Source organism: Enterococcus sp. C50 (assembly GCF_040887505.1).
In the GTDB taxonomy this organism is placed as follows: Bacteria; Bacillota; Bacilli; order Lactobacillales; family Enterococcaceae; genus Enterococcus_B; species Enterococcus_B thailandicus.
This window is the reverse complement of the sequence record NZ_JBFOFW010000005.1, coordinates 130127-143805: the sequence shown is the minus strand read 5'-3', so window position 1 is coordinate 143805 and position 13679 is coordinate 130127. Positions and strand designations below refer to the sequence as shown.

Below are 13679 nucleotides of genomic sequence, written 5' to 3'. Positions count from 1 at the left end.
AAACGCCATTTCCCGCATTAAAACCAACTAGCAAAGGGTTGGAAAATCAACGGTAGTAAGAAAACTGTGAGCATCCCGTTAACACAAATAGCAAGCCCAGAAATAATCCCTTCCACTTCACCAATCTCAATCGCTTTTGCAGTCCCAATAGCATGTGAGGTACTACCTAAAGCGACACCTCGTGCAACTGGACTTTTGATTTTAAACAAACGAAAGATGTGTGTTGCAATCAATGAACCAAAAATACCCGTTGATACAACAATTGCTAAAGTAACTGCGTTAACGCCACCCATTGTATGAGAAAGATCAACGGAGATTGCTGTTGTCACAGATTTTGGTAATAAAGAGATGACCATTTCCTTCTTCAACAAAAAAAGAGAGCCAATTCCAACACTAACTAAACAATTCGCCAAAATTCCAGCCAAAATCGCTGAAATGACCGGAAAGAAATTTTCTTTGAGTAAATGTAGATTCTTGTATAAAGGAATCGCTAATGCAACTGTTGCAGGAGTAATTAACATCGTTAAAAAATTCCCGCCGACATTATAGTCTGCATAACTAATTCCTGTAAAATGTAAAAAGAAAATAATAACAACTATTGATAGCACTAAAGGATTGATAATCGGTAATTTGTATTTCCGCAAAAATTTATCTGATAATACATACACACCTAAAGTTAGGCTAAGACCAAACAATGGGTTTTTAAGAAACTCACTCAACTTGGTTATCCTCCACTTCATTTTTTTGAATTTTCCGCTCTTGTAAATAGTTGATTGCTGCTTCGACACCTTCTGCTGTTTTCCCAGCAGCAACCATCGTAACAATCGCACAAACAACTACTGCACCCAATAAGATAGGCCAGATGGTCGCAATATCATCATAATATTCCAATAATCCCACGCCAGCAGGTACAAATAAAATGGTCAGATTATTCAATAAAAAATCACCAGTTGCCCCAATTTTTTCAGGGTCTACTAATTTCATTTCAAATGCTAAAAACAAAAAGATAATACCTAAAATACTTCCCGGAATTGGTAGATGGGCAAACACTCGTATTCCCTCGCCTAAGACAGAGAAAAAAAGAATAATGAAAAACTCTTGAAAAAATTTCATGTAATACACTCCTTACGTCTGATTTTCATTTTACTAACAATCTTTTTCTGAAAGTTTCAAAACGTGTTGTTTCTAAGAAGCATCTTTTGAAAAAATAAATAAGTTTTCTTTGGTATATTTAAAAGTGAAGTTGGTGAGTTGTAGGGGACTTTTTTTCTAAAAAAAGGGTTAGCTTGTTCAAGTTGGTCGAAATCATTTTTTCTTTTGATTGATTGCACTTATTACGACCTCGAAGAATGACTAGCACGAGACACCGCACCTGCTTTTGTGTTGATGTTTCTTTTTTTTTGCACTTTTATAAATTTTTGGAGGTATATATGGATTACTCATTAATGACTCGTCTTGCGGCGGAAATGTTGGGTACAGCTTTATTGATTATTTTAGGTAATGGCGCTGTAGCAAATGTAGATTTAAAAGGTACAAAAGGTTATGGTAGTGACTGGATGTTGATCGCTGTCGGTTACGGCTGTGGGGTTATGATTCCTGCAATGGTATTTGGTGGAATCAGTGGAAACCACATCAATCCTGCGTTTACTATTTCTCTAGCAATGAACGGATTATTCCCTTGGGCAGAAGTTGCACCTTATATTGGCGCACAATTCCTTGGAGCAATCATTGGACAGTTAGTCGTTGTTGCTTGTTACAAACCTTACTACGATCAAACAGAAGACGTAAACCACGTGTTAGGAACTTTCTCAACTATCAATAGTGTTGGTTCTAAATTCAACGGTTTCGTTAACGAATTCTTTGGTTCATTTGTTTTATTCTTTGGCGCTTTAGGAATTACCAAAGCACCTTTCTTCCAAGATAATCTTGGAACTGCTCACTTAGCACTTGGTTTCCTTGTTTGGACACTTGTAGCTTCACTAGGTGGTCCTACTGGTCCTGGATTAAATCCAGCTCGTGACCTTGGTCCTCGTTTGTTACATGCAATTTTACCATTGAAACACAAAGGCTCATCACAATGGAGCTATGCTTGGGTACCAGTCGTTGCACCTATCTGCGCTGGGATCGTTGCAGTATTCTTATACAAAGCATTATTTATGGCTTAATCTTATCTATAAAAAAACTCACGATGAAATTTTTCATTGTGAGTTTTTTTTTGAATCAAATGCGTTGATTTTTCAATATAAACAGTCCCACCTCTCCAAATTAGCTTCACTTTCTTGGCGTACATTCACCCTTAACAGAATCATTGCGCTAGAAACAAGCTAGCATTGCAAAAAAGCATGCGAACAATTGACACATTTCAATGAAGGTAGCAGTTTTGTTCATATTTATAACTAAAAAGGATGGAACAAAGCAACTACTTGTCCCATCCTTTTTAGTTATCCAATTAATAATCAATGATTGTTAGTGCTCGCTCAAACTCTTCTTGCAAATGCTTTTTTTGATAGGCCAAAAAGGCTGGATAATGATCACGTAAAACACCACGCAATTTCATTGGATTATATTTTTCTACCAGCTTTTCTTGTAGCACAAACTGCCTTGTCAGTTGCCATTCATAATAATAACCAAATGGCCGACAACTATATTTCGTTCCTTGAATGACCTGGTCTTCAAATCGACGATGGGTATGCCCAAAAACAACTTGTTTTACATTGGTATATTGATCCAAAAGTTGCCCCATTGAAGCAGAACCCAAAAAAGCATTTAATTTATTCCAACGTTCATAAGGCGCAGATTGATATACAATAAATTCTTTTTTTGGCACAAAATGCGTAGCCAATATGACATCTAATTTTTTTTGCGTAAGTGTTTCAAGGAGTTGCTTGGTTGCCACAAGCACTTGCTCATTGACTTCCAAATCGGTTCCTTCTCGCTCGATCATTCGGTCATACCAGTACAATCGCTTCATCCGCAAAATTTGTTCCTCATCCGTTAGCTCAGAAAACTGATAATCATACCAGCCATTCATTCCAAGTAGGACTGTGTGATCATTTAATGCAAGGTAACGTTCATTCAAAAAATGGTCATCTGGGAAATGATTCATCATTGGTTCACCCGTCACGTCTGCTAGTTCATGATTCCCAAAGTTAAACGTCGTCGGCAATCCTCTCATTGCAAAAAAATCAACAACTGCCAAAGCCTGATTGACCTTATTGGCAATGTCACCGGCTAAATGCAGGCGAGTGATTTCTTTTTTTTGTAACACTTGCCACAAATCATTCATTTGCGACTCGCCAAATTTATTGATATCTACGTGTAAATCACTAATTACTGCCAATTTCCCCATTTTTTGTTACCTTCTTATTTGAAATTTTTCAAGCTTTTCGAACGACTGGTAAGTTCCCTTTTAATAAACCACTTGGCCCTTTCAATTGTAAACTTTGATAAGTTGGTTCTAAAGCTAAAGTTGTTGGATCATCTAAATACATCTCGGCACTTTTCTTGATACGAATTGTCCCTAGAGGTGTGTCTGCCAAAATCGAATACAAACTAAGATCAGCCGTTGACTCTTTCTTGAGAAAAATCAAACGAAAAGCTGTATCTAATTGACAAGTAATCCGACTATCAGAAAACGGCCCGTCACCATTTTCTAAATCCAGCAAAATTTGTTCATCTTTTTCCCGATGTTTTTCTAACCAGCTTTGTGCTTCCTTCGTCACTATTAACTCCATGCTTGTTCCCCTCTCATTCATTGATGAGCTGCTGCCCATTCGCTTTTTGTAATGCCTCTTAATATAACCGAAATTACTTTTTCTTTCCAACGTCGCGCATCAGGAATCATTCCTTCTTGTTTCATCCCAAGTTTTTCCATTACGCGACCAGAGTTTGGATTTTCAACATCATGATAAGCAAAAATGCGTACGAGATCTAACTTGGTAAAGCCCAAATCAAGTAAAGCTTCCGCTGCTTCTGCAATATATCCATTTCCCCAATAGTTTTTGTTCAGTACGTAGCCTAACTCAGCAACTGCCGCAACGTCTTCGATTCTCAAATCAATGGTGCCAACCATCTTACCCGTTTCTTTGACTTCGATGGCGTACTTTCCCAGCGGTTCATTCATAAAATAATTGGCGATGGAAATTCTTGTCTCTTCTAGTGTTTGATGGCGAACAAAAACAAAACGAGTCGTCTCTTCATCATTCGCGTATTCAAACATGTCTTTTGCATCCATAATTGAAACGGGACGCAACCATAGTCGTGCTGTTTCTATTTGTTGATGTTCAGCAAAAATCAAGTTTCGGTTTACTTTTAATTCCATTTGCAACACGCACCAATCTCTAGTTTTCTAATTACTGTAGCGAAATTTGCTGTAAGAAGCAAGTATTTACCTAACTATCCTTAGACCTTCCTTAAAAGAACAAGATGGAAAAGCAAAACAAGAAAGTTTTAATAACTAGTTGAAAAAGAATAATGATTTGTTCACAGTTTGTTAATATCTCTTAGTTATAGTTTTCTTATCAAAGCAAATCAAGTATTTGGAGGAACCATTATGAGCGAGCAAATCAAAAATATTTATTTTATTGAAGAAACTCAGAACATTGAAGGATCATATATTGAAGTCAAAACTCTTTTTGTCAATGAGGACAAAGAAACGGCTCTTCAATTTTACGAAACACAGGCAAAGAAACAACAAAAGTCCTTTGGTTTGACGTTAAGTGAATATAAAATCAAAGCTGAAGCAAGTTATTTTTATCAATTATTAAAACGCTGGAGTCATTTACCTGCCGACTTTTATCGTAAAATGAATATCGTTCAATACCAACCACTTGCAGAATACTATGCGTAAGGTAAGTTAAGCTTCCTTTAAGGTGAATCACTTATGATAGATTTACCCTAAAGGAGGCGATGAACGATGTTCTTACACTGGCTCGCAACTTTTTTAATCGATGAACCGCCGCGAATCAGTCCTTATGAGATTGATAGCGAATGCCTGTTACCAACTGATTTTACGGACTGAGTATGAAAATAGCAAAAAACCAAGGCAAAACGAATAATCGTTTTGCCTTGGTTTTTTCTTTCATCTTTATTCAAATGCTTGATTTACATCCTCTAACATCAATTTCATTGACTCTAATCCGCCACCGCTCAAATACCATACATCTGGTTGTAGTGAAATGATTTTTCCATTTTTACCTGCATTCGTTTGTGCAATCAATTCATTTTCTGCCAAATTATTTTGGCTGTCATCACCACCAATTGCTTTGGTACGATCAATTACAAATAATAAGTCTGGATTTTTTTCTAACACATATTCAAATGAAACACTTTGACCGTGTGTTGAAGGTTCAATTTCATTATCTGCTTGCGGGAAGCCAAAAACATCATGTACAAATCCGAAACGTGAACCAGAACCATAAGCAGATAGTTGGCCTTCGTTAACTAAAACAACTAATGCTTTTTTATCAAGGTCACTTGCTTTGTCTGCTGTCTTTTTGATTTCAGTAGATAGTTCTTTGATTTGTTTCTTCGCTTCAGATTCTTTATCAAAAATTTCACCTAGCGTTAAGACATTTTGTTGAATTGATTCCCATGGTTTTTCCGTATCAACTGATAAAAATAAAGTCGGTGCGATTTTACTTAGTTCTTCTTGAAAATCACTTTGACGACCAGAAATAATAATCAGGTCTGGCTTCATTTGATTGATTTTTTCTAAATCTGGTTCTTTGATTCCACCAGCAGATTCAACTTCTTTGTAACTTGATAAATAAGCAGGTAAATTTTGCGTTGCAGCACCAACAACATGGTCGCCTACGCCTAATGCGTCAAGTGTATCTAGTGACCCATTGTCAAAAACAACAACTTTCTGAGGATTCTTGGTTACATTTACCTCACCATTGCTGTCTTTGACTGTCAGCGTTGTCTCTTCACTACTAGCAGTTTTTGTTGCTGTTGTTTCTTCTGATTTATTCCCTGTTCCACAAGCTGTTAACAATGATGCAACAACCACGAAACTAAACATCCATTTTTTCATTCCTTGTTCTCCTAACATTTTTTTTTAGAAATAAAGACAGAATCTACGACCTTCAATTTCGCAAATTCGAATGTCCATTTCATATAATTCATCGAGTACAGCTTTTTGGATAATCTCATTGGTTTTTCCTTGCGTAAACAATTGTCCTTCTTTCATTGCCACGATTTCATCTGCATAACTAGCCGCAAAATTAATATCATGTAGGACAATTACGACTGTTTTGCCAAGCTCGGTCACCAATTTTTTTAAAATTTGCATGATTTGAACTGCAAAATTCATATCTAAGTTATTCAACGGTTCATCTAGCAAGATATAATCGGTATCTTGAGCTAAGACCATCGCAATATATGCACGCTGAAGTTGTCCGCCAGATAAGGTATGAACGAATTGATCTGTTAGCTTAGTTAACCCCAAATGTTTGAGCGCTTCTTCCACAAGTTGATGGTCTTCTTGTGTCAAGCGTCCTTTTGTATAAGGAAACCGACCAAATTCAACCAATTCTCTAACTGTAATTTGTAAATTCAATTCATTTGATTGACGTAAAATGGCTAATTTTTTCGCTAATTCATTTGACTTCCACGTCCGCACTTCATTATGATCTAAATAAATTTCACCTGTATCTTTAGGAACTAAACGGCTAACCAAGGAAAGCAAAGTTGATTTTCCCGCGCCATTTGGTCCAATAAAAGCCGTTAATTGTTGTTCTTGAATCGTCAAGTTGATATTATCTACCACTGACTTTCCTTGATAAGCTTTATTCACACCAGCTAAATCAATCATCCTGCTTGCTTCCTTTCACGAATTAATTTTAGTAAAAAGTAACTCCCCCCCAGAAATTCAATCACTACACTAATTGTTGTGTTCCAACCAAAAAGTTGTTCAACAAGCAACTGCCCACCTGTCAGTAATAGCATTGCCACTAAAAAACTACCGACAAATAAAACTTTGTGTTGATATGTTGCAAATAACCGGTAACTAACATTTGCTACGATAAACCCTAAAAAGGTCATAGGACCTACTAACGCTGTCGCTGTTCCCGTCAGTAAGCTAACCACAAACAGCACAAGAAATTGTAATCGTGCAACATCTACACCTAAGTTCATCGCTTTTTCTCTTCCCAAGTGAATAACATCTAGAAAACGATGTAAATAAAACAGCAGACACCAGCCAGCAACAATCAAACAAGTGGCTGGCAAGAGATATTGACTCTGAATATTCCCAAAACTTGCGAACAGCCGACCTTGTAACAAATCATATTCATTAGGATCCATTATGACTTGTAAAAACGTACTCATGCTGCCAAACAACGTTCCTAAGACCATCCCAGTCATCAATAATAAAAATAAGCTAGCTTGCATTTTTTTTAATAAAAAATAGAATAAACTCAAACTCAAGCCAACCATTAGACTAATTGTCAGCAAAAAAAAGACAAGACCTGTTTGCTGTAGCATCGTCACGCCACCTAACAAGAAAAATAAAATTGTTTGAACAAGTACATACAACGAATCTAGTCCCAAAACGGACGGGGTCAAAAATTGATTTTGACTGATTGTTTGAAAGCTAATTGTTGCTCCACTCACTGCTAGTGAAACCAAGAAAAAAGCACCAATTTTTTTACTTCTTAATGCCCAAGCAAACGACCAGTTTCCATAAGTGTTGATGATTAAATAACTTATCGTAACCAAGCACACCACACCAACTAATAACAATAAACGCCAGCGTATATTGTTTTTCATCGTTTCTCCCCCTTCACTAATAAAAAGAGGAAAATAATTCCGCCAATTATTCCAACAATGACACTCACTGGAATTTCATAAGGATAAATTAGAACGCGAGCCAAAATATCGCAAATTAATAAAAAAACACTTCCAAATAATGCAGTTATTCCTAAAGTTTGATGGACTTGATCCCCATACATTCTCGCCACTAAATTGGGAACAATAACGCCTAAAAACGGCATTGTTCCAACCATAATTAACACGACTGCACTAGCTAAAGAAACTAATCCGACACCTAACAACTGCATTTTGTGATAATTCATACCAAGATTCACCGCAAATGACTCACCCAATCCAACGATCGTAAATTGATACGCAAAATAATAAATAATTTCTAACAAAGGAATCGTTAGATAAAGCAGTTCATAATTGCCACGCAGAATGGTAGAAAAATTTCCTTGTAACCACGAAGACATATTTTGCACCAACTGATATTGGTAAGCAAAAAAAGTTGCGATGGAACCAATAATATTGCCCCACATCACACCAATCAATGGCAGCATCAACTGATTTTTTTGTGGAATCATTCTTGCAAAATAAAGAAACAATCCTGTCCCTAAAAAAGCAAATGCAAAAGCCGTTGCTGAACGTGTGACAATCGACGCATTCGGTAGAAAAAGCATTACAATCAAAATTCCTAAGCGTGCACTGTCCATTGTTCCAGCAGTCGTTGGTGAAACAAATTTATTCTGAGTCAAGTGCTGCATAATCAACCCACAAATACTACTTGTAGCTCCCACTAGCACAATACAAATGGTACGAGGCAAACGACTAATAAGAAATAATTGCGCACTTTGTGTATCTGCCTGAAAAAATTCTGTTAATTGGACCGATGACACTCCTATCAATAGTGAAAGAAAACTGAGTCCCACTAAGCTGGCAATCAACCAGCGATAACGCATAAAACCCCTCTTTTCTAATTGAGAATGATTTTCATTCTTATTCTAAGTGAGAAGTTGAGCAAAAGCAACCGCTTTTTTACCATTTATCTTATTTCAAGTAATTTGTGTTATAATCGCTGTATCAATCGCTATAAAGGAGGGCTTCTTTTGCCACAAGATGAATTGCAAAGTCACTTGGACAAAGGTCGTTACGGGACACCTTTGGTCAACCCAGATGAACAACATAAATATCTAGGAACTTTTCGTGAGCGTTGCTATGTCAGTATGACCATTGGTGAAATGAAAAAAGCTGAGAATCAAGCAAACTTCACTAAGGAACTTGAAAAATACCCAGATGAACAAATTTTATTAAATGGCAGTATGCCTGAAGACCTTCAAGCACGCTATATCCAATTGGCAACAAAACAAAAAGTTCGTTTCACAGTTATCAATGATTTTGTTAAAAATGATGACGATAGTCTTGGTCTGATTTTAGCTGCTAAAGAAGCGGTCAATGAGCCCGTCATTGATATTGAAAAAAAATATCCAAAAGTTCAAGAACCTGAACAATCAGAAAAACCGAAAAAAAGTCTTTGGGACAAATTATTCCACTAATAAAGCAAAAAGCTCGTGTAAATTCATTAACGAATTTTACACGAGCTTTTTACTTTATTTAAATCAACTTATTTTTCTTCCTCGTTCCAATGGTTCAACGCCCAGACTTCCGGATACAAAAGTTTCAACACCGCTAAAGTTAATCGTCGTCCTGTCCCAGAAAATGGATAGACATGCATGTGCATTGCAGGATTAAAATTGGCTTCGATGATACCATAAGCCTTCTCATCTGTTGACGGATCAATTTCTTTGTCTGGAATAATCAAATCGATTCCGCTGACTTTTGCCCCCAACGCCGTAACGGCTGCGACTGCAATTTCTTTGTACGCATCAGAAAACTCAGCTGTTACATCAATTGAATCTCCACCAGTACTGATATTGGAATTTTCACGTAAATAAACGATTTGATCTTTCGCAGGAATAGAATCAATTGTTAATCCTTGTTCTTTCAACATCAATTGTTCAAGATCACCCAACTGAATTAATTCTAATGGTGCGCGATGATTTGTCCCACGTAAAGGATCTTGATTTTTTTGAGCAACTAATTCCGTCACAGTTTGCTCGCCGTTGCCAATAACGTTTGCAGGTATCCGAAGTAAAATTGCTTGAACTTGTCCATCAATCACAAAAAAACGATATTCTGTTCCAGGTAAAAATTCCTCTACTAAAACGGAGGTATCTTCCCGAAAAGCAATTTCTAACCCTTTGTGATAATCTTCTTCACTCGCGCCCTCTTTAAAAATTGTGATACCTAATCCGTAATTCGTTGACTTTGGTTTAATGACAAATGCTTCCTTTGCAAAACGAGAATAGGCACGTTTTGCTTCAGCCATCGAAGTAAACTCCGCACCAGAAGGAACACGGAAACCTGCTTCTGCTAGAATTTTTTTGGTCACCGTTTTATTTTCCATAATCAAAGGCACAATGTAACTATCTTTACTTGTCATATTCGCATTTTTAACGTATTCGACATGATTTTCAAATTGCAAACGTAAAAACTGATCTGCTTCGTCAATCACTTTCACTTGAATTCCTTTTTGAATTGCATCAAATAAGAAAATTTGTGTGGATAGTTCCATCTCACGAAAGCCCGCCAATTGATATGGTCGCTCATGGCTTTCAGCATCGTATTTTCTGCCTAAGGCAACTGCAACAGCTTTTTGGCTATCACTTTGTGCTTCTGTGTATAATTGGGCAGCAATCGTCTGAGAAGGGTTATTTAAACGTTCAGCTAATTTGTCAATTGTAGGTAACAATTCTTCATGTTGCAAAGCTTGAACCATCTCTTTCATTTGTGTAAAGAGCATTAGACCTTCTTCGTACATCGCGGTTTGATCCAATGGTCCTTCCAAAGCAACTCGATTGTTGTAAAGCGTTCCTTCTTCCACCCACTCGTCGACAGATGATCCTTCGGGTGCCCAGAGCATAAATACTAAAAATAATTGTAAAAACTGGACTTGTTCTTTACTAATTCCTAAATGATGATACGGGTTCAAATCAATATTCCGCAACTCGATATAACGTACACCCATCTTTGCAACGTCCGCAACTCTTTTACCTCCACGGAAACGTACAGGTGCATAGAATTCTTTTTCTTCAGATAACTTGCCTTCTTCAATCATTTGTTCAATATCTGCTAAGTACTGCTCCATTGAGGCATAAGAAACTTTTACATTTGAATGATTAGTGTAGCCATATTCACTATTTCGAATACTACGAACAGGTTCATGAGGATGTAGTTCATCAACGAAATAATTTGCCTCGCTTAATGGAGAAGCTCCATATAAATACGTAATCAACCAGCGATAGCGCAAAAAGTTTCTTGCTACTTTTAAATACACTTCTGTTTTAAAAGCTGCAAACTCTTGAATCTCTGTTTGCTGAACAAACAGAGAACGAATTAATTCCTCACCAAATTCAAAATTAAAATGAATGCCACTGACCATTTGTTTTCGTTTACCATATTCTTTTGCTAAATAGCGACGATACAAAACATCTTCAAACGTTGCTAGTTTGGCAATCATGATTTCCTCATCTTTTTGTGGCAAAGCAGGTGGCATACTTAGTGGCCAAATCATTTCCTCATCTGACATTGACCGAGAAGTCACATCATAAATTGCATCTAAATATTGAAAAAGTTCATCAATGGAATCTGTTACTGGTGTAATCATTTCCACTTGAGTCTCACTAAAATCAGTTTGAATATATGGATGATACGTGCGATCACCAAAAATAGCTGGATGATCTGTTCTTGCTAACTTTCCGTCATGTGTTACCCGTTGTCCTTCACGTTCAATTCCAAATCGAGCTTGATCGATAAACGGTATCGCACTTGAATGTTCTAATAATTTTTTAAAGTTCATCATTACATGTCCTCCACTTCATACATTGACATTATAGTAAAAAACAATCAGAAAAAGAACGATCTTGCCTTAAAATGAGGAGATTATGAAAAACTGCACAAAAAAAGAAGTATACCAGTCTTTTTCCGGCATACTTCTTACATTTAAAACGTCATGTTCCCATGATTTGTTCATAAGTTAATTGATTATTCTTCTTTCAGTAATCCTTTAAACAATCCAACAACAAAATCATTTGGATCAAACGGTTCTAGATCATCTATTCCTTCACCTAATCCAACTAATTTTACTGGTAAATGCAATTCATTTCTGATAGCTAACACAATTCCACCTTTAGCAGTTCCATCTAATTTAGTCAAAACTAGCCCAGTTACATCTGTTGTTTCTTTAAATTGTTTTGCTTGAACCATTGCATTTTGCCCTGTTGTTGCATCTAATACCAATAATGTTTCATGTGGTGCATCTGGTAGTTCACGTTGAATCACACGTTTGATTTTTTCTAACTCTTTCATCAAATTTACTTTGTTTTGCAAGCGTCCAGCTGTATCAACAAGTAAAACATCTGCTTCTTCTGCTTTGGCACGTTCCAATGCATCATAAACAACTGCTGCTGGATCGCCACCAGCATTTCCGTGAACGACTTCCACACCAGCGCGTTCACCCCAGACTACTAATTGGTCAATCGCTCCCGCACGGAATGTATCAGCTGCTGCCATCAAAACTTTTTTGCCTTCATTTTTGTATTGATGTGCAAGTTTCCCAATGCTTGTCGTTTTACCCACACCATTCACACCAACAAAAAGCATTACCGTCAGTCCTTCTGGTTGGATATTCAACTCATTCACTTCATTAAGACCTTCTTGTTCGTACAAATCAACCAGTTTTTCAATGATGGCATTTTGAACTTCTGCTGGTTTCTTCGCATTACGTAACTTCACTTCTTGACGTAAAGACTCTGTAATTTGAATTGCTGTTTCAAAACCAACGTCCGCGCCAATCAATGTTTCTTCTAATTCTTCAAAGAAATCTTCATCAACTGTTCGGAAATTAGCAAACAATTCATTCATTCGCTCGCCAAAAGTTTTTCTCGTTTTTTCTAATCCTTTGTCATACTTTTCTTGGACTTCAACGACTTCTTCTGGTTGCTCTTCACCAGTAAACGCTCGCTTGATTTTGTCAAAAAATCCCATTTGATTCCCCCCTATACTAAAACAAATTTTTCAATTGCTTGTGCAACACCGTCATCATCATTACTTGCAGTCAAATAGTCTGCACTTTCTTTAACTAAAGGAACAGCATTTGCCATTGCGACACCCATTCCTGCATATTCGATCATTGGTAAATCATTTTCTTCATCACCAATTGCCATGACTTCTGCTTGGGTGATTCCTAGCTCTTCTGCTAATAAAGAAATTCCATACGCTTTAGTAACACCTTTTGGCATAAATTCTAGCAGCATACTACGTGTCTTGATGATTTCAAATTGTTCATGGAACACATTTGGAATTTCTTGAATTTTTGGATCTAATTCTTCTTGTGCATAAGCAATAACTGCTTTGTTCAAAACATCCGCTTTCTTAACATCCAGCAAAGTTCCCGGACGGAAATCCAAAACTTTATTCAGCACATTATAAAGCGATTGTTTTTCAGGAGCTGTTGGTAACTGATAAACAATCCCATCAGATAACACATCTAGTGGCAAAGACAACGCTTGTGCTAACTGGGTCAATTGCTCAACGTCTGCAATAGTCATTACTTTTTTCGCCATGATTTCGCCTGTGTCATTTTTTTGAACAAGCCCACCATTAAACGTAATGCTATAGTCACCTGAATCAAGCAAATCCAATTCCGTTAAATAATGTGCCATAGCCGCCAGTGGACGACCTGTACACAAAACAATTTTAACTCCTTGATTTTTTGCTTGCGCCAAAATTTCTTTATTTCTAGCAGAAATTTGTTTTTCTTCGTTTAGTAATGTTCCATCTAAATCAATGGCAACTAATTTAATCAT

15 protein-coding genes are annotated in these 13679 nt (G+C 36.8%); 3 read left to right on the top strand and 12 right to left on the bottom strand.

The window, feature by feature from the left end:
- Nucleotides 1-17: 17 nt before the first annotated feature.
- Both AB3I20_RS08285 and AB3I20_RS08280 read right to left on the bottom strand, forming a co-directional pair.
- On the bottom strand, nucleotides 18-719 hold the full coding sequence (locus tag AB3I20_RS08285) for an LrgB family protein (RefSeq protein ID WP_095803346.1): 702 nt from the start codon (nucleotides 717-719) through the stop codon (nucleotides 18-20).
- Nucleotides 712-1113, bottom strand: coding sequence for a CidA/LrgA family protein (locus tag AB3I20_RS08280; RefSeq protein WP_067483459.1), 402 nt, complete (start codon nucleotides 1111-1113; stop codon nucleotides 712-714). The genes AB3I20_RS08285 and AB3I20_RS08280 overlap by 8 nt, the downstream gene beginning before the upstream one ends.
- Nucleotides 1114-1430: 317 nt before the next feature.
- Between AB3I20_RS08280 and AB3I20_RS08275 the strand changes: the two genes are divergently transcribed.
- The gene (locus AB3I20_RS08275) at nucleotides 1431-2165 is read left to right on the top strand and encodes an MIP/aquaporin family protein (protein ID WP_067483461.1); all 735 of its coding nucleotides are present in this window, start codon (nucleotides 1431-1433) and stop codon (nucleotides 2163-2165) included.
- A gap of 284 nt (nucleotides 2166-2449) precedes the next feature.
- Here the strand turns inward: AB3I20_RS08275 and AB3I20_RS08270 are convergent, their stop codons facing one another.
- From AB3I20_RS08270 to AB3I20_RS08260, 3 genes are read right to left on the bottom strand one after another with little or no spacing between them, the layout of a single operon-like run.
- A complete protein-coding gene (locus AB3I20_RS08270) occupies nucleotides 2450-3349 on the bottom strand; it encodes a metallophosphoesterase (RefSeq protein WP_368027159.1) in 900 nt (299 codons plus the stop codon).
- Nucleotides 3350-3377: 28 nt separating this feature from the next.
- A complete protein-coding gene (locus AB3I20_RS08265) occupies nucleotides 3378-3734 on the bottom strand; it encodes an iron-sulfur cluster biosynthesis family protein (RefSeq protein WP_071868748.1) in 357 nt (118 codons plus the stop codon).
- A 17-nt stretch (nucleotides 3735-3751) separates the two neighbouring features.
- Nucleotides 3752-4321, bottom strand: coding sequence for a GNAT family N-acetyltransferase (locus AB3I20_RS08260; RefSeq protein ID WP_067483700.1), 570 nt, complete (start codon nucleotides 4319-4321; stop codon nucleotides 3752-3754).
- 231 nt (nucleotides 4322-4552) lie between these two features.
- On the opposite strand from AB3I20_RS08260, the gene AB3I20_RS08255 reads away from it, so the two are divergent.
- Complete coding sequence (locus tag AB3I20_RS08255; protein WP_067483467.1) at nucleotides 4553-4849, top strand: hypothetical protein; 297 nt, start codon at nucleotides 4553-4555, stop codon at nucleotides 4847-4849.
- Nucleotides 4850-5086: 237 nt separating this feature from the next.
- Here AB3I20_RS08255 and AB3I20_RS08250 read toward each other — a convergent pair whose 3' ends face one another.
- The 4 genes from AB3I20_RS08250 to AB3I20_RS08235 are packed head-to-tail and all read right to left on the bottom strand — an operon-like array spanning nucleotide 5087 to nucleotide 8714.
- Complete coding sequence (locus AB3I20_RS08250) at nucleotides 5087-6034, bottom strand: siderophore ABC transporter substrate-binding protein (RefSeq protein WP_075491306.1); 948 nt, start codon at nucleotides 6032-6034, stop codon at nucleotides 5087-5089.
- A 24-nt stretch (nucleotides 6035-6058) separates the two neighbouring features.
- Nucleotides 6059-6814, bottom strand: coding sequence for an ABC transporter ATP-binding protein (locus AB3I20_RS08245; RefSeq protein ID WP_067483471.1), 756 nt, complete (start codon nucleotides 6812-6814; stop codon nucleotides 6059-6061).
- Nucleotides 6811-7770: an iron chelate uptake ABC transporter family permease subunit gene (locus tag AB3I20_RS08240; protein ID WP_071868750.1), complete on the bottom strand. Its 960-nt coding sequence runs from the start codon at nucleotides 7768-7770 to the stop codon at nucleotides 6811-6813. The genes AB3I20_RS08245 and AB3I20_RS08240 overlap by 4 nt, the downstream gene beginning before the upstream one ends.
- The gene (locus AB3I20_RS08235; RefSeq protein WP_368027158.1) at nucleotides 7767-8714 is read right to left on the bottom strand and encodes an ABC transporter permease; all 948 of its coding nucleotides are present in this window, start codon (nucleotides 8712-8714) and stop codon (nucleotides 7767-7769) included. Before AB3I20_RS08235 ends, AB3I20_RS08240 begins: the two co-directional genes overlap by 4 nt.
- A 147-nt stretch (nucleotides 8715-8861) precedes the next feature.
- Here AB3I20_RS08235 and AB3I20_RS08230 point away from each other — a divergent pair, with 147 nt between their 5' ends.
- Nucleotides 8862-9308: a YueI family protein gene (locus AB3I20_RS08230; protein ID WP_067483477.1), complete on the top strand. Its 447-nt coding sequence runs from the start codon at nucleotides 8862-8864 to the stop codon at nucleotides 9306-9308.
- A gap of 68 nt (nucleotides 9309-9376) precedes the next feature.
- Here the strand turns inward: AB3I20_RS08230 and gshAB are convergent, their stop codons facing one another.
- From gshAB to AB3I20_RS08215, 3 genes are all read right to left on the bottom strand, one after another.
- Nucleotides 9377-11674, bottom strand: a complete 2298-nt coding sequence (gshAB, locus tag AB3I20_RS08225) for a bifunctional glutamate--cysteine ligase GshA/glutathione synthetase GshB (protein ID WP_368027157.1) — start codon at nucleotides 11672-11674, stop codon at nucleotides 9377-9379.
- Nucleotides 11675-11856: 182 nt separating this feature from the next.
- Nucleotides 11857-12858, bottom strand: coding sequence for a signal recognition particle-docking protein FtsY (ftsY, locus tag AB3I20_RS08220; protein WP_067483481.1), 1002 nt, complete (start codon nucleotides 12856-12858; stop codon nucleotides 11857-11859).
- 11 nt (nucleotides 12859-12869) lie between these two features.
- Entirely contained in the window at nucleotides 12870-13679 is an 810-nt protein-coding gene (locus tag AB3I20_RS08215) for a Cof-type HAD-IIB family hydrolase (protein WP_067483482.1), read from the bottom strand.